The 18,615-nt window shown below is 66.7% G+C and carries 16 protein-coding genes and 1 pseudogene; 7 read left to right on the top strand and 10 right to left on the bottom strand.

Going from position 1 to position 18,615, the window contains the following annotated elements:
* The 4 genes and pseudogenes from ACFDS3_RS04085 to ACFDS3_RS04070 all read right to left on the bottom strand — a co-directional run.
* Positions 1-503 (bottom strand): annotated as a pseudogene (locus ACFDS3_RS04085) (aminotransferase class III-fold pyridoxal phosphate-dependent enzyme); the annotation flags it as partial.
* A gap of 28 nt (positions 504-531) precedes the next feature.
* A complete protein-coding gene (locus ACFDS3_RS04080) occupies positions 532-954 on the bottom strand; it encodes a universal stress protein (protein WP_375261069.1) in 423 nt (140 codons plus the stop codon).
* 1 nt (position 955) lies between these two features.
* Positions 956-3,592 carry a TRAP transporter permease gene (locus tag ACFDS3_RS04075; RefSeq protein ID WP_375261068.1) on the bottom strand — a complete coding sequence of 879 codons (2,637 nt, stop codon included), beginning with the start codon at positions 3,590-3,592 and terminating at the stop codon, positions 956-958.
* A 201-nt stretch (positions 3,593-3,793) separates the two neighbouring features.
* Positions 3,794-4,894 (bottom strand): TAXI family TRAP transporter solute-binding subunit, encoded by a 1,101-nt coding sequence (locus tag ACFDS3_RS04070; RefSeq protein ID WP_375261067.1) that lies wholly within the window; start codon positions 4,892-4,894, stop codon positions 3,794-3,796.
* 194 nt (positions 4,895-5,088) lie between these two features.
* On the opposite strand from ACFDS3_RS04070, the gene ACFDS3_RS04065 reads away from it, so the two are divergent.
* The 5 genes from ACFDS3_RS04065 (at position 5,089) to ACFDS3_RS04045 (ending at position 11,244) form a co-directional block, all read left to right on the top strand.
* A complete protein-coding gene (locus ACFDS3_RS04065; protein ID WP_375261066.1) occupies positions 5,089-6,093 on the top strand; it encodes a calcium-binding protein in 1,005 nt (334 codons plus the stop codon).
* A 131-nt stretch (positions 6,094-6,224) separates the two neighbouring features.
* The gene (locus tag ACFDS3_RS04060) at positions 6,225-6,872 is read left to right on the top strand and encodes a paraquat-inducible protein A (RefSeq protein ID WP_375261065.1); all 648 of its coding nucleotides are present in this window, start codon (positions 6,225-6,227) and stop codon (positions 6,870-6,872) included.
* Entirely contained in the window at positions 6,845-7,477 is a 633-nt protein-coding gene (locus ACFDS3_RS04055) for a paraquat-inducible protein A (RefSeq protein WP_375261064.1), read from the top strand. The genes ACFDS3_RS04060 and ACFDS3_RS04055 overlap by 28 nt, the downstream gene beginning before the upstream one ends.
* Positions 7,477-10,686 carry an MlaD family protein gene (locus tag ACFDS3_RS04050; RefSeq protein ID WP_375261063.1) on the top strand — a complete coding sequence of 1,070 codons (3,210 nt, stop codon included), beginning with the start codon at positions 7,477-7,479 and terminating at the stop codon, positions 10,684-10,686. The genes ACFDS3_RS04055 and ACFDS3_RS04050 overlap by 1 nt, the downstream gene beginning before the upstream one ends.
* A gap of 3 nt (positions 10,687-10,689) precedes the next feature.
* Positions 10,690-11,244, top strand: coding sequence for a membrane integrity-associated transporter subunit PqiC (locus tag ACFDS3_RS04045; RefSeq protein WP_375261062.1), 555 nt, complete (start codon positions 10,690-10,692; stop codon positions 11,242-11,244).
* Here the strand turns inward: ACFDS3_RS04045 and ACFDS3_RS04040 are convergent.
* From ACFDS3_RS04040 to ACFDS3_RS04015, 6 genes are all read right to left on the bottom strand, one after another.
* Positions 11,241-12,161 (bottom strand): carbohydrate kinase, encoded by a 921-nt coding sequence (locus ACFDS3_RS04040; protein ID WP_375261061.1) that lies wholly within the window; start codon positions 12,159-12,161, stop codon positions 11,241-11,243. The genes ACFDS3_RS04045 and ACFDS3_RS04040 overlap by 4 nt on opposite strands.
* Before the next feature lie 80 nt (positions 12,162-12,241).
* On the bottom strand, positions 12,242-13,201 hold the full coding sequence (locus ACFDS3_RS04035) for a DUF2927 domain-containing protein (protein WP_375261060.1): 960 nt from the start codon (positions 13,199-13,201) through the stop codon (positions 12,242-12,244).
* A gap of 1 nt (position 13,202) precedes the next feature.
* On the bottom strand, positions 13,203-14,354 hold the full coding sequence (locus tag ACFDS3_RS04030) for a toxic anion resistance protein (protein WP_375261059.1): 1,152 nt from the start codon (positions 14,352-14,354) through the stop codon (positions 13,203-13,205).
* A gap of 3 nt (positions 14,355-14,357) precedes the next feature.
* Positions 14,358-15,197 carry a 5-bromo-4-chloroindolyl phosphate hydrolysis family protein gene (locus ACFDS3_RS04025; protein WP_375261058.1) on the bottom strand — a complete coding sequence of 280 codons (840 nt, stop codon included), beginning with the start codon at positions 15,195-15,197 and terminating at the stop codon, positions 14,358-14,360.
* Positions 15,197-15,400, bottom strand: a complete 204-nt coding sequence (locus ACFDS3_RS04020) for a hypothetical protein (RefSeq protein WP_375261057.1) — start codon at positions 15,398-15,400, stop codon at positions 15,197-15,199. Before ACFDS3_RS04020 ends, ACFDS3_RS04025 begins: the two co-directional genes overlap by 1 nt.
* A gap of 82 nt (positions 15,401-15,482) precedes the next feature.
* Positions 15,483-16,310, bottom strand: coding sequence for a pseudouridine synthase (locus ACFDS3_RS04015; protein ID WP_375261056.1), 828 nt, complete (start codon positions 16,308-16,310; stop codon positions 15,483-15,485).
* A 29-nt stretch (positions 16,311-16,339) separates the two neighbouring features.
* Between ACFDS3_RS04015 and ACFDS3_RS04010 the strand changes: the two genes are divergently transcribed.
* Both ACFDS3_RS04010 and ade read left to right on the top strand, forming a co-directional pair.
* Positions 16,340-16,786 (top strand): nucleoside deaminase, encoded by a 447-nt coding sequence (locus ACFDS3_RS04010; protein WP_375261055.1) that lies wholly within the window; start codon positions 16,340-16,342, stop codon positions 16,784-16,786.
* A gap of 32 nt (positions 16,787-16,818) precedes the next feature.
* A complete protein-coding gene (gene ade / locus ACFDS3_RS04005; RefSeq protein ID WP_375261054.1) occupies positions 16,819-18,519 on the top strand; it encodes an adenine deaminase in 1,701 nt (566 codons plus the stop codon).
* The last annotated feature ends 96 nt before the right edge of the window (positions 18,520-18,615 follow it).

The raw sequence follows: 18,615 nt of genomic DNA, 5'->3' as shown, positions 1-18,615 counted from the left end.
TAGGCCTCGGCGCTCTCGCCGTCGCGCCTGTCGCGGTACGGGTAGCACGGTGCAATGTGGTGGCAGTCGATCAGCAGGGGCGCGTAGTTCTCGCGCCGCCACGCGTTGCCGCCAGCGGCCAGGGCGCCGAGCGTGTTGCCATGATAGCTTTGTCGGCGGGCGATGATACGGGCGCGGGACGGCTCGCCCACTTCCAGGAAATACTGCCGGGCGAGCTTCAGCGCCGCCTCGACGGCCTCGGACCCGCCGGACAGGGGATAAACCCGCGCTATCCCCGACGGCGCGTTCTCGATCAGCTTCGTCGCCAGCGCCTCGGCTGGCTCGGAGGTGAAGAAGCCGGTATGGGCAAAGCACAACCGCTCGATCTGGGCCGTCATGGCGGCTTTCACATGGGCGTCCGAGTGGCCAAGGCAGGACACCGCCGCACCGCCCGAGCCGTCGAGGTACCGCTTGCCCTCGGCGTCGATCAGCCAACACCCGTCTCCCGCAACCGCCGTGGGCAGCGCCTTGGAGGACCGGCCGAAGACCGCGCTAGCCACGGACGATAAAGACCGACTGCGGAGCATGGCGCACGACGCGGGCGGCGTTCGGGCCCAGCAGGTATTCCGACACGTGCGGCTTCTTCGCCCCGATCACGATGGTGTCGACCTTCAGACGCGCGGCCGCGCGGATGATCTCGTCATAGATGCGGCCGTGGGTGACGTGGGGGTGCACTTCCTGTTCGTCGGGCACATTGTCCTGCGTCCACTGGACCAGCCGCTCGCCCACGTCGTGGAGCGCGCGCTTGATGAACGTCTCGCCGAAGTAGTTGCCCACCATGGACATGCCGAAATTCGGGATGACCGTCTGGACGTGCAGCACACCGCCGGAGGCTAGGTCGAGCGCGCGGGGCAGGGCGTGCTCCCACGTGGCGCGGTCGGTCAGGTCGATGGGCAAAAGGATGGTCTGGGACATGTCAGAAGGCCGGCTTTGTCTGGCGTCGACGCTGCAGGACGATCACGAGGCCAAGCAGCAACAGCGCGGGAATGTAGAAGATCTGGGCGGGCCAGCGGTGTTCGTTCGGGGCGAGCACCTCGCTGATCCGCACGGGCTCTTCGGCGTAGAAGTCGAAGTTCGACAACCGTTCCTGCAGCGGGGTGCCGAACATCGGCTCGTCGAGTGCGGCCGCCGGAGCGCCGGGGCGCAGCATCAGTCCGGTCGCACCCATGCGCGTGTCGGTGTCCCCCTCGGGCACGAGGATCGAGACGGAGGTCTCCGTCTCGATTCCCGTGGCGAAGTCCGGTCCGGCGATCCTGAGCCTCAGGCGAGAGTCCACTGGCGCCTCGGACAGGACCCGGGCGAAGTTCTCGGGACTTTCGGCAATGAAGCGCGGCTGGACCTGGTTCAGCCAGAAGTTCGGCACGAAGAGCGTGAACGCCACCAGCAGCAGTGCCGCGCTTTCCAGCAGCTTCGAACGGGCGAGGAAGTACCCTTGCGTAGCCGCCGCGAAGAGAAGCATCGCGAAGGTCGCCACCATGAACACGAAGACCGCGTGCAGCACCCCTGAAACCGTGGTGAGGTCGACCCCATAGAGGATCAGCGTCGGATTGTAGATGAACAGGAACGGCAGGGCGACCGTACGCAGCGAGTAGAAGAACGCGGTGAAGCCCGTCTTGATCGGATCGCCTCCCGACACGGCGGCGGCGGCGAAGGAGGCGAGGCCCACGGGCGGCGTCACGTCCGCCATGATCCCGAAGTAGAAGACGAAGAGGTGCGCGGCGATCAGCGGAATGATCAACCCCTCCTGCGCGCCAAGGCTCACCACGACCGAGGCCATCAGCGACGAGACCACGATATAGTTCGCAGTGGTCGGCAGCCCCATCCCGAGGACGAGGCTGAAGAGGCCGATCAGGATCAGCATGACCAGCAGGACGCCGCCAGACAGGGCCTCGACCAGGCCGGCAAGCTCGGTGCCGATGGGGGTCTTGGTGACAGTTGCGACGATGATGCCCGCCGCTGCCGTGGCGACGCCGATTCCGATCATGTTGCGCGCGCCGGTGATCAGGCCGTCAACCAGATCCAGCCCCCCTTCCTTCCACGCCTCTCCCTGGCTCTGCCCCTTACGGAACAGCGCCTTCAGCGGCTTTTGCGTGATGATGATGAGCAACATCAGGGCGGTGGCGTAGAAGGCCGATTTCGCCGGGCTCTGCTGTTCGACCATCAGGAACCAGACCAGCACGAGGATCGGGAGGACGTAGTGCAGGCCGGTCTTCCAGACGTCGGCCACCTGCGGAAGTTTGATCTGGTTGCCGGTCTCCTCCAGCGTCTCGGGATCGAGGTCGGGCTGTCGTGCTGCGATCCAGACGAGCCAGAGGTAAACGACGGCAAGGGCGATCATCGCGATCGGGCCGGCCAGTCCGGGCAGCAGGGCGTTCAATCCCGCGATGCCGTAGATCAGCGCCGTGAACCCCGCGCCGAAGACGGCGAAGCCGATGGCGAAGTTCAGCGCCATGCGCAGCAGCGATGCGCCTTCGCCCAGCGCCGGCATGTCCTTCTTCAGAGCTTCGAGATGTACGATGTAGACGAGCGCAATGTACGAGATCACCGCGGGCACGAAGGCGTGCTTGATGACCTGCACGTAGGAGATCCCGATGAACTCGACCATCAGGAAGGCGGCCGCGCCCATTACAGGGGGCATGATCTGACCGTTGACCGAGGACGCGACCTCGACCGAGCCGGCCTGTTCGTTGGTGAAGCCCACGCGCTTCATCAGGGGGATCGTGAAGGTGCCGGTGGTCACGACGTTGGCGATGGACGAGCCCGAGATCAGGCCTGTCATGGCCGAGCCGACGACCGCCGCCTTGGCCGGGCCGCCGCGCAGGTGGCCGAGGCCGGCAAAGGCCAGCTGGATGAAGTAGTTACCCGCGCCGGCCTTGTCCAAGAGCGAACCGAAAAGCACGAAGAGGAACACGAACGCCGTCGAGACACCCAGCGGGATGCCGAACACCCCCGCCGTGTCCAGCCACTGCGCGGTGATGAGCGAGGTGAACGAAATCCCTTCGTGGGCGATGAGGTCGGGGACCAGCCAGCCCTGCCCGAAATAGGCGTAGGCGAGGAAGATCGCGCCGACCACGGTCAGCGCTGGTCCCAGCGCCCGGCGCGATGCCTCTAGCAGCAGCACGATTCCGATCGAGCCGATGATGACCTGGGTCTGGGTCGGCAGACCGGACCGCGCGGTCTGCGCCAGGTGGTCCGAGAACCAGAAGACGTAAAGCGTACACCCGGTGGCGATCAGCGCCAGGATCCAGTCGAAGATCGGGACTCGGTCGCGGGGGCTGTTCTTGGTGGCGGGATAGCAGAGAAACGCGAGGAAGATCGCGAAGGCCAGGTGAATCGGCCGCGTCTCGGACGAGTTCAGCACCGGCAGGTAGGCTCCGAACCAGAGCTGCGGCTGCGCGATCCAGAGCTGGAACAGCGACCAGCACAGCGCGGCGCCGCCGATCAGAAGCGTGACCCACCGCGCCGTCGGCGTCCGCGCGCCGGCATCCGACGAGGCGACGAGATCCTGCAGTTCCTCGTCGCTGAACTGGCGCTTGTCGGTCTGCTCTGCCATCTGCCCCGCCCCCTGCTTCGGCCCACGGGCCATGAAGAGGAACGTTAGGTCGGTTTTTGCCGTCCCACAACAAGGCCTGGATGCATGGTGGACCGGAAAAGCACACCCGGCGGGGCAGGCCGCCATTCTCAAGCCGGAACACGAAAACGGCCCGGCGGATTTGTCCGCCGGGCCGCCCCGAGTTCATGCTGCTACGCCGCCTTACTGGGCAGTTTCGCTGTTCTGGCTCTCGTCAGCCGAGCTGTCCGTCGAAGAGCTGTCGGCCGAGGTGCTGTCGGTCGATGAGTTGTCCGACGATGAACCGTCCGACGACGCGCTGTCCGACGAGGAGCCGTTCAGCAGGCCGGCCTCCTGATAGTAGCGCTCGGCCCCGGCGTGCAGCGGCGCGGAGAGGCCGTCATTCACCATCTGCTCCTTCTCGAGGTTGGCGAAGGCGGGGTGCAGGCCCTTGAACTGGTCGAAGTTCTCGAACACCGCGCGAACAAGCTCGTAGACGACCTCGTCGGACACGTCTTCCGACGTCACCAGGGTCGCGCCGACGCCGAAGGTCGTCGTATCTTCGTCGTTGCCGCGATACATGCCGCCGGGAATCGTGGCCTGGCGGTAGTAGTCGTTGTTCTCGATCAGCGTCTGGCTGGCCTCGTTGTCCACCGGCACGAGGATGGAATCGCAGGCGGTGGTCGCCTCCTGGATCGAGCCCGACGGGTGGCCGACCGAATAGACCATCGCGTCGATATTGTTGTCGCACAGCGCCTGGGACTGCTCGGCGGCCTGAAGCTCGGAAGCGAGCTGGAAGTCGTCGGTGGTCCAGCCCATCTCGTCCATCAGCCGCTCCATCAGCACCCGCTGGCCCGAACCGGGGTTGCCGATGTTGACGCGCTTGCCTTCAAGATCGGCAAATGTCTCGATCCCGGCATCGGCGCGGGCGACGACGGTGAAGGGCTCGGGGTGAATCGAGAAGACCGAGCGCAGGCCCTCGTAGGCGCCTTGGTCCTCGAACTGCTCGGTCCCGTTGTACTTCTGGTACTGCACGTCGGACTGGGCGACGCCGAACTCGAGCTCGCCCTGCTCGACGGCATTGACGTTGTAGACCGACCCGCCGGTGGATTCGACCGAGCAGCGAATGCCGTGATCTGCGCGGTTGCGATTCATCAGGCGGCAGATCGCGCCTCCGGTGGGATAGTAGACGCCGGTCACGCCGCCGGTGCCGATGGTGATGTAGGTCTGCTCCTGCGCGGCGACCGGGGCGGCAAGGCTGGATGCCAGGGCCGTGGCGCCGAGGACGCGGATCATCTTCGTCATGGGTATCTCCCTGTGGGATAAGTGTGCCCCTGAACGGGGTCGTCAGGCGATGGTGGCCCGTATTGCGCCGGGGGCAAGGGGTGGTGAAACGGGAAATACTGCGTTTCGGTTTTGGCAATTGACCGAAGGACGGCCCTAGCCCACAGGATTTCACTGAATTTCTATCCGATAGCTTCGATCAAGGAACGTTCCGGATGCTGGGTTTGCTTGTTGTGTTCGGAGGCGCCCTGGCGCTTGGCACGTGGAGCCTTCTCGAAAACGACGATGACGACACCGAAAGCGATGCCGAACTGGAACGACAGGACGGTACGTCCGGCGACGATTCCCTTACGGGTGGAAGCGGACCGGATCTGCTGCTTGGCTTTGACGGCAACGACACCCTTGAGGGCGAAGGCGGGGACGACCTTCTGGTCGGGGGCGGAAACGACGATTCCCTGTCCGGCGGCAGCGGCGACGATACCCTGCGGGCTGGCTGGGGTGACGACATCGCACGCGGCGGGGCAGGCGACGACGTGATCGGCGGCGGCGATGGCAACGATATCCTGTTCGGAAATGCGGGCAACGACACGATCGAGGGGAATGACGGGTTCGACGTCATCTTTGGTGGCGCTGGCAACGACGTCGTTTCCGGCAACAACAATGGGGATACCCTGTTGGGCGATGACGGCGACGACACACTCTCTGGCGGCGTCGGCATGGACTTCTTGCTGGGTGGACGTGGCGAAGATGTCGTGCAGGGCGGCGTCGGCGCGGATACCCTTGGTGGCGGAGGTGTGATCGAGGACATCTTTGGCGCCGCCGAGTCGGACGACGACCCCACCGAAAACGAGCTTGCCCAAATTCTGGACGACGGCGAGGCCGACACCTTGGACGGCGGGGACGACGACGACCGGGTCTACACCGGCTCGGGCGATGTCGCGATGGGGGGCGCGGGGACCGACAGCTTCGTCGTCGGCACCGGCAGCGGCTACGAGGCGACCACGACGATCACGGATTTCACGGTGGGCGAGGATACGCTGGTCATCTCGACCGGCACCACACCCGACGATCCGGACGCGGCGGCGGCCTCTTTTGCGTCGATGCAGACGGTCACCGACGACGGCGTGCTGTTCTCGTTCGACGACGACGAAAGCCACGACGTCCTGCTGGCGGGTCTGACCGAGGTACTGACGGCCGCCTCGATCCAGGTTGTGGCCTGACCCCGGCTTACCGCAGCAAATCGGCCGCATACTCAACCGTGATGGTGGCCCCGGTGGTCAGCGAGGTCGTGCGCGATATACTCCGCCAGATTGAAGCCGCCGGGGGCGGGACCGAAGGACGGAGCTGCCACATGGACGGGAATCACGCTGGCGTGCCTGCGGGCGTGCCGCTCGACGAACTGATCGCCTGCCGGCAATGCGACGCCCTTTACCGCACGATGCTGCCCGAGGAGGGGACGCGCGCGGTCTGCCAGCGGTGCCACAGCGTACTGATCTCGCCGCGCCGGGACGCGTTCCTGCGCGTGGTTGCATTCGCCGTGACGGTCGTGGTCCTGATGGCGGGCGCGGTCTTCTTTCCTTTCCTCGGCGTGAACGTGGCGGGCTTCTCGAACAGTGCCTCTGTGGTGGACACCGCCCTCACGTTCCTCGATGGGGGATGGATGGCGGGGCTGTCGGTTTTCGTCGTGGCCTTCATCATCATGATTCCGGCGCTGCGTGCGCTTTTGGTGATCTATACGGTGGTGCCGCTGATCTCGGGGCGGGCGCCGCTGCGGGGCGCGCACAAGGCGTTTCGGTGGGCCGAGGATCTGCGCCCCTGGTCGATGGCCGAGATCTTCATCATCGGCTGCGCCGTGGCGCTGGTGAAGGTCGCCGACCTCGCGCGCGTCGAGTTCGGGCCAGCATTCTTCATGTTCGGCGCGCTGGTGATCGTGACCGTCCTTCTGGACGGCAGCATGGACAGGTGGAGCATATGGAAGGCGCTGGATCGCACATCGTGACCGCGCGCGAACGCGGCCTCGTCGCCTGTCAGCGCTGTCAGCGGGTCTGGCTCATGGGGCAGGACCGCTGCGAGCGCTGTGGCAGCCATCTCCAGTCGCGCGACTGGGGGTCGCTTCAGCGTGTCTGGGCGTGGCTTACGGTCGGCATGATCTGCTACATTCCAGCAAATCTGTTTCCGATGCTGCGCACGCAGGTGCTGTTCAACACCTCCGAAGACACGATCGTCGAGGGCGCGGTCGAGCTGGCAAGCCACGGCAATTTGGGGATCGCTCTCATCATCCTGCTGGCGTCGGTGGCCATTCCGGTGGGCAAGTTCATCGCGATCGCGTATCTGGCGATCTCGGTCGCGCGGCCGGAACGGCTGAGGCCCAAGCAGCGCCACAGGCTCTACCACTTCGTGGAGTTCATCGGGCGGTGGTCGATGATCGACGTGTTCGTCGTTGCGATCCTGTCGGCACTCGTGCAACTCAACTTCGCGGCGTCGATCAAGCCCGGCCCCGCGGCGATCACCTTCGCACTTTCGGTGATTTTCACCATGCTCGCGGCGATCAGCTTCGATCCGCGCATGATCTGGGACAATGACGGACGGGGACCCCGCGCCTGATGAGTGACGAGAACCAGCAAGGCGGCGCGTCCGAGCCCGCCATGGAACGGAACCGCCGCGGCCTCTTTAGCCGTATATCGCTGGTGTGGGCGATTCCGGTCTTGGCGCTGGTGATTTCGCTCGGCGTGGCGTGGCGCACCTATTCCGACCGTGGCGTCACCATCGAGATCACGTTCCCCGAAGCCGCCGGCGTGCGCCCCGACGAAACCCAGCTGCGCTATCGCGACGTGGTCGTGGGGCTGGTAGAGGCCGTGCACTTCAACGACGACCTGACGCAGGTCGTGGTCGAGGTCACGGTGGATCGGAACGTGGCCCCCTATGTCGATGAAGACGCGAAGTTCTGGATTGTCCGCCCTGAAGTTTCGGCCCAGGGGGTCACCGGCCTCGATACGGTACTGAGCGGCGTCTACATCATGGGCAGTTGGGACGGCGAGGTGGACGGAACGGAGACCGAGTTCGAGGGGATGGAGCGTCCCCCCCTCGCGCCGAACGCCGAGCCCGGCCTGACATTCCTGTTGCGTGCAAGCGATGTCGCGGGACTGAGCGAGAACGCCCCGATCCTCTATCGCGGCATCAATGTTGGCCGCGTCGGAAACCTGCGCCTTGCGGACGACGGGGTATCGGTGATTGCCGATGCCTTCGTGCGGTCGCCCGAGTCGCGGCTGATCAACACGGCGACCCGGTTCTGGGACATCTCGGGGTTCACCTTCAACCTCGGCGCACAGGGCGCGCAGCTCAACGTCAACTCGATCGCTTCGCTCGTTTCGGGCGGGGTCGAGTTCGGAACGACCGTGTCGGGCGGCGAAGCGCTGCCCGAGGACCCGGTGTTCCGCCTCTATCCGACCGAAGAGGCCGCGCGCTCGTCAGTCTTCGACGCCAACGCGGGGGGCGAGCCTGTCAACTTCACTGTGGTCTTCGAGGATTCCGTTCCCGGCCTCGAAGTCGGCGCCGATGTCGAGTTCGGCGGCATCACCGTCGGCCGCGTGTCCGGTCTGACGGGCGTGCTGGACGAAGAGACCTTTGGCGACCGCGGCGTCAGGCTTCTGACCACGATCGAGCTGCGACCGGGAAAGATGGGGCTCGACCCGGCTGCCACCCAGGAAGAAGTCCTCGATTTCATGCAGTTCGCCGTTCAGAACGGTCTGCGCGCGCAGCTTCAATCGGCCTCTCTGCTGGGCGGGCTGCAGGTAACGCTGAGCCAGATGGACGACGTGCCCCCGGCCGAGGTCGACGTCGATGCAGAGCCGTTTCCGCAGATTCCCTCGGTCGAGGCTGACCTGTCGGATTTCGCCGACACGGCCGAGGGCGTGTTCAACCGCGTGAACAACCTGCCGATCGAAGAGCTGCTGGATAATGCGATCCTCGTCATGCAGTCGGTGGATCGCATCCTGAACACCGAAGGCGTGCAGGAGAGTCCGAACGAGGTGCTGGCCCTTCTGGGTGACGTCCGCGCCTTCGTGAACTCCGAAGGCATCCAGTCTATCCCCGAGCAGACGGGCGAGACGCTAGCCTCGCTGAGCCAGACTGCGGGGCAGCTTGAGGACCTCGTGACTCGCCTGAACGAGGCGGGCGCCGTGACGGCGCTGGTTGACGCGCTCGAAGCCGCCGAAGAGGCCGCGGACTCGGTGTATGCGACGATGGAAGATGGCCCCGAGACGCTCGAACAGGTGAACGCCGCCGTTGCCGAATTGGAGGCGCTGATCACCGAGGTGAACACGCTGCCCCTGTCCGAGGTGGTGGTCGAGGTCGAAGGCACGCTTGAGGCGCTGCGCACCTTCCTGGCGTCGGACGCCACGCAGGGCCTGACGGGCGATGTGTCCGAGCTGTTGACCGAAGTCGAAGGCCTCGTGGCCGATGTGCGCCAGTCCGGCCTCGTCGAGACGGCGAACCGGACACTGAACACGCTCGAGACGACGGTGGTCGAGCTTCAGGCCGAAGCGGTGCCGATCCTGGCCGAAGTCCGTCGCGCGGTCGCCTCGGCGCAGGGCTCCATCAACGCGTTGCCGACGCTTCTGGGGAATGTCGATACGCTGGTCGCCAACCTCAATGACGTGGCGCAGGACGTCAGCGCGCTCGATCTCCAGCAGACGCTTGGGACTGTCGACAGCATCCTGACGTCGGTGGACGCGCTTGTGGCCTCTGACGCGGTGAGCACTCTTCCGGCGGATGTGCAAGCGACGCTGGCCGATCTGCGGACGGTCGCGACCTCGCTGACCGAAGAGGACGGCACCATTCCCCGGATCAACACCCTGATCGACAGTGGTACCGCCACGGTCGGCGAGGTGAGCGCCGCCATAGATACGGTGGTGGCCGACCTGACGCCCCTCCTGACCGACCTGCGCAGCGTCGTTGCCGCGGCGCAGGAGCCAATCGAGGATCTGCCGCGCGTGCTTGACGACATCGACGCGCTGGTCCTCAGCCTTGTTGGCGTGGCTCAGGACATTGGTGACCTGCCGCTGGAACAGGCCGTCGCGAACGTGAACGATCTCGTGGTGTCGCTCGACACGCTGGTCTCGTCCGAGGCGGTCGCGGCGCTGCCGGCCGACGTGCGCGAGACGCTGGCCGACCTGCGGCGGATCTTTGCGGACCTGACCGCAGAGGACGGTGTGCTCCAAAACGCGAACGACGTCCTCATCTCGGCCGATGGCGCCGTCTCCGACATCCGTGGCGCGCTCGATCCGCTTCTTCGTGACGTCCAGCGTGCGGCTGCGGCCGTGGCCGAGGCGGCCGATGTGGCTCCCGAGGTCGCCGCCCGTGCCAAGCGAGTAGCGGACCAGATCGAGCTTCTGGTCAACGATGTGGGCAACCTGCCCATCGGAGAGATCGGAGAGCGCGCCTCCAGCGTTTTGGCCTCGGCCGACGAGCTGATCTCCTCGCCCGAGACGCAGCGGGTTCCGACGGCGCTTGCGGACACGCTGGAAGAGGCGCAGCGTCTTCTGGTGGAAATCCAGGAGGGCGGCCTCATCGAGAACGCGAACGCCACCCTTGCATCGGTGCGGGAGGCCACGGATCGGCTGCCGACGTTGTTGGACGAGGTGGGCGGACTGCTGGACCAGACCGGCACTGTGGTCGAAGGCTACAATGCGCGCGGCGCCCTTGGTGCCGAGGTGCAGTCGACGTTGCGCGACATCCAGTCGGCGGCCTCGTCCATCGACAGCCTCGCCCGCGAAATCGAACGCAACCCCAACTCGCTGCTATTTGGACGCTGACCCATGATGAGATTTGCCGCTGCCACGGCCCTTGCCCTTCTCGCCGCATGCTCTGACCGCCCGCTGCGCTACGACCTGCCCCAGACAGAGACGACGCAGAAGATCCCCGTATCGGTCGGCTCGGTCGAGGTGCTGGATGTGTCATTGCCCCTCTACGCCGACCAGGAGGTCATCTATTTCGAGGACGAGACGAGCGCGCTGGTCAGCGATGACAGCCTTCTGTGGGCCGACGATCCGCAGCGCAGCTTTACCGGGGGGCTGGCGCTTCAGCTTGCGGCGCTGACGGACGCGCGCGTGGCAGCCGAGCCATGGCCGTTCTACGACCGCGCCGACGTGCGGGTCGATGTCCGGCTCAGCCGGGCGCTGCCGGGGCGGGACGGTCTTTATCGCATCGCTGGTCAGTATTTCGTCGCCTCGACCGAAGGCACCGCGCAGGAGCGGGCGCGGCGGTTCGAGCTGACCGCACCCTTCGACAGCCTCAGCGCGCCGTCGATCGCTGCGGCGAAGTCTGCTGTGATCGCCGAACTGGCGACTCTGATCGCGCGCGACGGGCTCTAATCCAGCTCGTCCCGCCGGGGCGGATTGGCGCCCGCACGGCCGACCGTGATGGCGGCCGCGCGCGCCCCCAGCGTCAGGGCGGCCGTCATGGCCTCTTCGGACAGGTCGCGCAGCGCCGTCTTGGTCAGCACGCCCTGTTCCGCAAGCGCCGCTAGAATTCCGGCGTTGAACGTGTCCCCGGCGCCAACCGTGTCCACGACCGTAGCACGCTGCGCCGGCACCTCCACGCGGCGATCGGCAGTGTAGGCGACGGCCCCCTCGGCGCCACGGGTCAGGCAGACGAGCGCAGGCCCACGGGCGAGCAGCGCTTGCGCACGGTCATCGAGCGTATCGCCCCCCCCCAGCCATTCGAGGTCCTCGTCCGACACCTTCACGATATCGGACCGCGCGATCATCGCCTCGATCCGTGTGCGGTAGCGGTCCGCATCGCGGATGAAGTCGGGCCGGATGTTCGGGTCGATCATCATCGGCATGTTTGGTGCCAGCCGCGCTGAAAGTGCCGCATATGCCTCTGCACAGGGCTCAACCGCAAGGGAGATGCCGCCGAAGAAGCAAGCCGTTGCATCGACCTGCTCGGGCAGGTCGGCCTCGGACAGCATTCGGCCGGCGGTGTTTTCGTCGTAGAACGCATAGCGCGCCTGGCCGTTGGTGAGCGTGACGAACGCCAGCGTCGTGGGCCGGTCCGTCCGCGCGGCGAGCGAGACGTCCACGCTGTCCGCCTTCAGCCGCTCGGATACGCGGGCGCCGAAGAGGTCGCTGGAAATCCCCGAGAAGAAGCTGGTCGGTGCGCCGAGACGGGCCAGTGCGACGGCGGTGTTCAGCACCGCGCCGCCCACGTGGGGCGCGAATGCGGGTCCGCCGTCCGTTGTTTCGCGGGGCAGCATGTCGATCAGGGCTTCGCCGGCGCACAGGATCATCGGGCGGCTCTCTTTGCTTGCATGTGTTTGCGCTGACATAGCCGCAAGACGCGGATGCGCGCAACGTCGCGCCCGGGTCGTCAGCTCGACGGGATGATCTCGCGGGCGATCTGCTCGACGATCGGGCGCGCCTCTTCCATCGTCATTCCGGGGCGCAGACGATCATCGTAGAGAATCCGCAGAAGCTGCTCGTCCATGTTCGTGAGAAGCGCGAACTCCTCGTCATCGTTGAAGATCGATGGACGGGCGCGGGGGCTGTCATTCGCCAGTCCCAGGCCTTGGGCGATCTCTTCGTGGAAACACGACAGGCGCAGCAGCTCGGGATGCTCGGCCCGGATGATGGCGACGGCGCGCGTGTAGCGGCCGCTTTCCCCGCGATCCACCGCGAAAACCACGCAGTAGTTTCGGCGTGGCAGGTCGACGACCGAGGCGAGCGCGGGCTCGGGCAGTTCGGGGACGAGCTCGCGCAGGGCGGCGCCAAGCCCGCGGCGGTCGGATTCACTCACCACGTAGACGGTGAAGTTACCGTCGCTCGAGGTGGCCGTGATCGGGTGGCCCGTCGCTTCCGCCAGCCGCCGGACGAGCGAGCGGATGGCATTGGCGTCCGTCACCCTCTGGGCTTCGGGGACGCTTTCGCCAAAGCGCATCTCGAGGCGGACCGGCGCCGCCCAGCGGTGCAGCTTTGAGCGGGTTTCGCGCGCCACGCCGACGCCCTCGTTCGGGGCGTATTCCTCGAAGAAGGCGAGCCGCAGGAAGGTCTCGGCCAGGCGATCGGCGTCGTAGGGCGTGTCGATGCCACCGCGGTCGCGACGCAGCAAACCCTGGGCCAACAGGCCACGCTGCACACGGGCGTAGTAGTCGCGCAGGTCCGCGCTTGCATCGGGCTGCGGCGCGGCGGGGGGCTCGGCCTTGGGCGCGGGAGGCTGGGGCGCCCGAGGGGCGGGCCGCTCGGGCGGAACCGGGACCGGGGCGACCGGCGCTGGATCGGCGCAGGCGGCGAGCAGCGCCAACGCGGGCAAAAGGGCGAGGATTGGGCGCATGTCAGACGGACCGCTTCAGGCTGTGCGACCTGGCGCCGGCCAGTGCATCGCGAAGATCGGTCTCCATCTGCTCGAGCTGATCTTCGGCGTCGGAGCGCGCCCGGCGACCTTCATCGGCGATCTGCAGCGATTCTTCGATGGTGGCGATCAGCGCGTCGTTGGCGGCCTGCACGGCCTCGATGTCGAAGACGCCCCGCTCCATCTGGGTGCGGACCTTGGCATTCGCGTCGCGCAGGTTTTCGGCATTGGCGCGCAGCAGATCGTTCGTGAGGTCGCTCGCCTCGCGCACGGCATCCGCCGCCCGTTCCGAGCGGTGGATGGTGACGGCTTGGGCAAGCTGAGTCTCCCACAGCGGCACCGTGTTCACGAGGGTCGAGCCGATCTTGGCCACGAGGGACTTGTCGTTCTCCTGCACGAGGCGGATCGAGGGCAGGGACTGCATCGTCACCTGGCGCGTCAGCTTCAGGTCGTGGACCCGGCGCTCCAGGTCGTCGCGATTGGCGCGCAGGTCGCGCAGGCGCTGGCTGTCGATCATGTCGTCGCCTTGGCCGTACGTCGCGGCGGCTTCGGCCTCGGGAATGTCGCGCTCGTCGAGCCGGCGCAGCGCCTCTGTCCCGGCGGCAATATAGAGCGCCAGTTCATCGTAGAACGCCAACGTCTTGTCGTAGAGCTGGTCCAGCGCCTTGATGTCCTTGAGCAACTGGTGCTCGTGGGCGTGGAGACGGCCCGTGATGTCGTCGATCTGGGCCTGCACGTCTTCGTATTTCGCCATGAAGCGTGACAGCGGCGCGGCACGGCCCAGCATCTTTTCGAAGAAGGTGCGCTTGCGCCGCATGTCGAGCTCGGCGGTCGAGAAACCGCGTAGGGCGCCGATCATCTCGCGCAGGGAATCGCCCGCCGGGCCGACATCCTTGTTCTTGACGTCGGCCAGCATCGACTGGCTGATCCGCTGAAGCTCTTCCTGAGCAGCAGAACCGAAAGACAGGATCGAGCCGCTGTCGGTTGTGTCGATCTCGGCCAGGCGCTTTTCGATGGCGGCGCGGATCTCGGGGTCGGACGTGTCCAGCCGCGGCGTCTCCGGGCGCGGCGCAGGCCTCTTTCCCAGCTCGGCAAGATCGGCCTCAAGCGCGGCTTTCTTCGTCACCTCGGCCATGCGTCAGTCCCCCTTCATTCCCGTGCCCACACCCTCGCGCGCCAGGCGCTCGCGCAGGACGTCGATCTCGATATCGAGATCCGAGCGGTCATCCAACAACATAACCTCGGTGCGGCGGGCAAATCCGTCTTCAAGATCGTCCAGCAGGGCCATGAACTCGACCCGCGCGGCACCGTTATCCTGCTTGTGCGACAAATCCACATATTTCCGCGCCGCATCCCGCGCGCCGAGCAGATAAACGCCAAGCCACCGGCGCGCCTGCGGCAGGTCGCGGGGGTCACGCTCGACCCGGCGAAAGAGGCCGCGGGCCGTGTCGGCGAAGCGGTCGATTCGGACCAGAAGCGTTCGGTCGCCGGTCCGGACGATGGCCGCGCGCATCTCGGCCAGGTGCGCCTCTGCCTCGTCGACCGCCGCCGCGACACGCTCGGCCTGCCACGCAGGCGCACCCTCGGGATGCTTGTTGCGCAAGGGATCGATCCCGAAGGCGCCGATATGCAGCGCGATTCCGAGGATCGCGAGGATGATCGCGCCGCCCACGAGCGGCAATCCGGCCAGCGCAAGGCCGATCCCGGTCAACCCCGCGCCCAGAAGCTTGCGAGGCAGGGCGGGACGGCGTGCGGCCTCGCGCGCGGCATAGGCGTCTTCGGCGCGCAGCCCTTCGCGCGTCATCCAGGCCGCTGCCATCAACGTGAAGAACGCCGCCAGATCCAGTGCCAGTCCCGCCGGGTCCTGTCCGAACGCCGTGAACAAAAGCGGGATTGGCGCGATGTATAGGGCGTTCGCTCTGGCGCCGACGCGGCTGCGGCGCCGGCCGGACCAGCCGCGGATCGTTCCCTCGGCCATCAGCCGGCCCCCCAGATCGCGGCGTAGAAGATCAGCGCGACGAGCAGGACGAAGGACAGGCGTTGCATCGGGCGTTCTCCAAGGGGCAGGTTGCGCACGCGGGCGCGGACGTTCGAGGCAGTCTCGGTCAGTTGGCGCACCGCCGTCGACACGAGCACCAGAACGATGGCGATCACGAGCGCGGCGAGAAGCAGGCGGGCCATGGGTCCTCCGGGCGGTCAGGCAGCCTTGGATATATGAACGTGGGTGCGCGGCTTCCAGCCGCGCCCGCCCGCGCGTCCGGGTTCAGCGCCCGCGCGGCTTGCCCGAACCGGTCGGGCGCGGAGTGCTCTTGCGCTTGATGCTGCGCTTCGGGGCCTTCTTTTCCGCGAAGCCCTCGGTCGACATGCCAAGCTGATCGCGCAGGACGCGCGGCTTGACCTCCTCGACCTCGCCGGGCTTCAAATCTCCCAGGCGGAATGGCCCGAAAGAAACGCGCAGAAGGCGCGAGACTGGCAGCTCGATTGACTCCATCGCGCGACGGATCTCGCGGTTCTTGCCCTCGCGCAGGCCGATCGTGACCCAGGCATTCGCGCCCTGCTGCCGGTCAAGATGCACCTCCATCGGGAGAAAGCGCTGCCCCTCGATCACGATGCCCCGGCGGAGCGGCTCTAGGTCCTCGTCCTTCGGCGTGCCGTGAACCCGCACGCGGTACTTCCGAAGCCAGCCGGTGGCGGGCAATTCGAGCTTGCGCTTGATGCCGCCGTCATTCGTCAGCAGCAGAAGCCCCTCGGAGTTCAGGTCGAGCCGCCCGACCGAGACCACGCGGGGCATTCCCTCGGGCAGGTTGTCGAACACCGTGTCGCGGCCCTTCTCGTCGCTGGTCGTGGTCACGAGGCCCGCGGGCTTGTGGTAAAGCCACAGGCGCGGGGTGTCAGGAGCGCCGATCTCGGACCCGTCCACCTCGATCCGGTCGGTCTCGGTCACGTTCAGCGCGGGGCTGTCGATGGTCTTGCCGTTCACCTTCACCCGCTTTTCGGCGATCAGCCGTTCGGCCTCGCGGCGCGAGGCGCGGCCGGCGCGGGCGATGACCTTGGCGATGCGATCGCCGGCGGGGGGTTCTGGGCTGGACATGAGGGGCCACCTAAAGCCAGATCGCGGCCATGCAAAGTCCCTTCATGTCCGAAGCGCTGTCCGAGGCGCAAGCCGCCGCGGCGCGTGGAGAGGTTCCGGTGGGCGCCGTGGTCGTGGTGGACGGCCGGATCGTCGGCCGCGCGGGGAACGAGACGCGGACGCTCTGCGATCCATCGGCACATGCCGAGGTGCAGGCGATCCGGCAGGCGTGTGCTGCCCTCGGGCAGGAACGTTTGCCGGGCGCGTCGCTCTACGTCACGCTCGAACCCTGCGCCGCCTGCGCGGGCGTCATCGCGGCGGCCCGGATCGCGCGGCTTTTCTACGGCGCGGCGGACCCAAAATCGGGCGGCGTGGCCCACGGAGCGCGCGTCTTCGCGCACCCGCAAAGCCACCATGTGCCCGAAATCTACGCAGGCATCGCCGAGGCCGAGGGCGGAGCGCTGCTTCGCGCCTTCTTCGCGTCGCGCAGGGGGTAGACGTTCGCGGCGAAACGCGGCCTTCTGCCGGGATGACAGACCACCCCGATCTTGCCCGCCTCATCGCCGCCGGAAACGGTGACATTCCCGCCGATCTCGTGCTCCGGGGAGCCGAAGTCCTCGATGTCGTCACTGGCGACCGCATCACGGGGGACTTGGCCATCGTCGGCGACCGAATCGCCGGGATCGGACAGGACTATGACGGTCCGGTGCGCGATCTGAGCGGCTTTACGCTGGTGCCGGGTTTTATCGACACGCATCTGCATATCGAAAGCTCGCTGGTGACACCTGCCGAGTTCGCCCGCCTCGTCGGCCCGCGCGGGATCACCACCGCGATCTGGGACCCCCACGAGATCGCAAACGTGCTCGGCGTGGCGGCGCTCGACTGGGCGCTGACGGCGGCGGCGGCCGCGCCCATCGACATCCGGGTGATGCTGTCCTCCTGCGTACCGTCCTCGCATATGGAAACCTCGGGCGCCGAGATCGGAGCTGAAGACCTCGCCCGGCTGATGGACCACCCGCAGGCGCTTGGGCTGGCGGAATTCATGAACTACCCCGGCGTGATCCACCGCGATGCAGGCGTCATGGCAAAGCTCCAGGCGTTTGCGGGGCGGCATATCGACGGCCACGCACCGCTTCTGTCGGGGAGGGGCCTCAACGCCTATGCCAGCGCCGGCATCCGGACTGAGCACGAGGCAACCACGGCTGAAGAAGCGCGCGAGAAGCTGTCGCGCGGCCTGCGCATCCTGATCCGTGAGGGATCGGTCTCCAAGGATCTAGAAGCGCTGATCCCCCTGATGACCGAGCGGCTGTCCCCCTACCTCGCCCTCTGCACCGATGACCGGAATCCGCTGGATATCGGCGAAGAAGGTCACCTCGACCACATGATCCGAACAGCCATCGCGGCCGGGGTCGATCCGGTGGTGGCCTACCGCATCGCCTCGCTTTCGGGGGCCGAGGCGTTCGGGCTCAAGGATCGCGGCCAGATCGCGCCGGGAAAGCGCGCCGACATCGTGGCTTTGGGCTCGCTTGAGGCGTGTGACGCGCAGGCGGTCTGGGCCGGAGGCGTGGAGTTGACGGCCGAGGCCTTTACCGGCCGCGATGCGGGGATCGGGCGCGGTTCGGTGACGATTCCCCAGGTGAAGGAGGCGACGTTCCGGCTGGCGGGGCAGGGCGCAACGCCGGTCATCGGCGTGCGCGAAGGGCTGATCCTGACCGATCATCTGAGCGAAGACGTCGCCGCCACCGACGGCGACCGCCGGCCAGATCCCGCCCGCGATCTCGCGCGCGTTACGGTGATCGAGCGGCACGGGCGGAACGGCAACGTGGCGAACGGCTTCGTCCGGGGCTTCGGGATCAGGCGAGGTGCCATCGCCTCGACCGTGTGCCACGACCATCACAACCTGATCGCCGTTGGTGTGGATTACGACGATATGGCCCTTGCCGCGCGGCGGCTGGCCGAGATCGAAGGCGGCTTCTGCGTCGTCGAAGGCGGAGAGGTGCGCGCCGAGCTGGCCCTTCCTGTCGCCGGCCTGATGAGCTCCGAGGGATTCGAGAAGGTGCGCGGCGGGCTCGAGTCCCTGCGCGCGGCGGCCAAGGCGCTTGGCGTGGCCCTGAACGAGCCGTTTCTGCAGCTGGCCTTCATCGCGCTGCCGGTGATCCCGCATCTGAAGATCACGGATCGCGGCATGGTCGATGTCGACCGCTTCGAGATCATGGGCGAGGGGGGCTGACGGCCCCCGCGGCCCTTCGACGATCATGGTGAGTGTGACGGATGGAGCGGGCGATGAGATTCGAACTCACGACCCTAACCTTGGCAAGGTTATGCT

It is taken from the genome of Palleronia sp. (assembly GCF_042089775.1).
Taxonomy (GTDB): domain Bacteria; phylum Pseudomonadota; class Alphaproteobacteria; order Rhodobacterales; family Rhodobacteraceae; genus Palleronia.
The sequence above is the reverse complement of the archived record's forward strand: the minus strand, read 5'-3'. Positions and strand labels throughout refer to the sequence as shown.

Excerpts from the sequence above, each read along its gene's own strand:
- ACFDS3_RS04080 (WP_375261069.1), bottom strand. The coding sequence starts at position 954 with ATGTCCCAGACCATCCTTTTGCCCATCGACCTGACCGACCGCGCCACG.
- ACFDS3_RS04075 (WP_375261068.1), bottom strand. The coding sequence starts at position 3,592 with ATGGCAGAGCAGACCGACAAGCGCCAGTTCAGCGACGAGGAACTGCAG.
- ACFDS3_RS04070 (WP_375261067.1), bottom strand. The coding sequence starts at position 4,894 with ATGACGAAGATGATCCGCGTCCTCGGCGCCACGGCCCTGGCATCCAGC.
- ACFDS3_RS04065 (WP_375261066.1), top strand. The coding sequence starts at position 5,089 with ATGCTGGGTTTGCTTGTTGTGTTCGGAGGCGCCCTGGCGCTTGGCACG.
- ACFDS3_RS04060 (WP_375261065.1), top strand. The coding sequence starts at position 6,225 with ATGGACGGGAATCACGCTGGCGTGCCTGCGGGCGTGCCGCTCGACGAA.
- ACFDS3_RS04055 (WP_375261064.1), top strand. The coding sequence starts at position 6,845 with ATGGAAGGCGCTGGATCGCACATCGTGACCGCGCGCGAACGCGGCCTC.
- ACFDS3_RS04050 (WP_375261063.1), top strand. The coding sequence starts at position 7,477 with ATGAGTGACGAGAACCAGCAAGGCGGCGCGTCCGAGCCCGCCATGGAA.
- ACFDS3_RS04045 (WP_375261062.1), top strand. The coding sequence starts at position 10,690 with ATGATGAGATTTGCCGCTGCCACGGCCCTTGCCCTTCTCGCCGCATGC.
- ACFDS3_RS04040 (WP_375261061.1), bottom strand. The coding sequence starts at position 12,161 with ATGATCCTGTGCGCCGGCGAAGCCCTGATCGACATGCTGCCCCGCGAA.
- ACFDS3_RS04035 (WP_375261060.1), bottom strand. The coding sequence starts at position 13,201 with ATGCGCCCAATCCTCGCCCTTTTGCCCGCGTTGGCGCTGCTCGCCGCC.
- ACFDS3_RS04030 (WP_375261059.1), bottom strand. The coding sequence starts at position 14,354 with ATGGCCGAGGTGACGAAGAAAGCCGCGCTTGAGGCCGATCTTGCCGAG.
- ACFDS3_RS04025 (WP_375261058.1), bottom strand. The coding sequence starts at position 15,197 with ATGGCCGAGGGAACGATCCGCGGCTGGTCCGGCCGGCGCCGCAGCCGC.
- ACFDS3_RS04020 (WP_375261057.1), bottom strand. The coding sequence starts at position 15,400 with ATGGCCCGCCTGCTTCTCGCCGCGCTCGTGATCGCCATCGTTCTGGTG.
- ACFDS3_RS04015 (WP_375261056.1), bottom strand. The coding sequence starts at position 16,310 with ATGTCCAGCCCAGAACCCCCCGCCGGCGATCGCATCGCCAAGGTCATC.
- ACFDS3_RS04010 (WP_375261055.1), top strand. The coding sequence starts at position 16,340 with ATGCAAAGTCCCTTCATGTCCGAAGCGCTGTCCGAGGCGCAAGCCGCC.
- ade (WP_375261054.1), top strand. The coding sequence starts at position 16,819 with ATGACAGACCACCCCGATCTTGCCCGCCTCATCGCCGCCGGAAACGGT.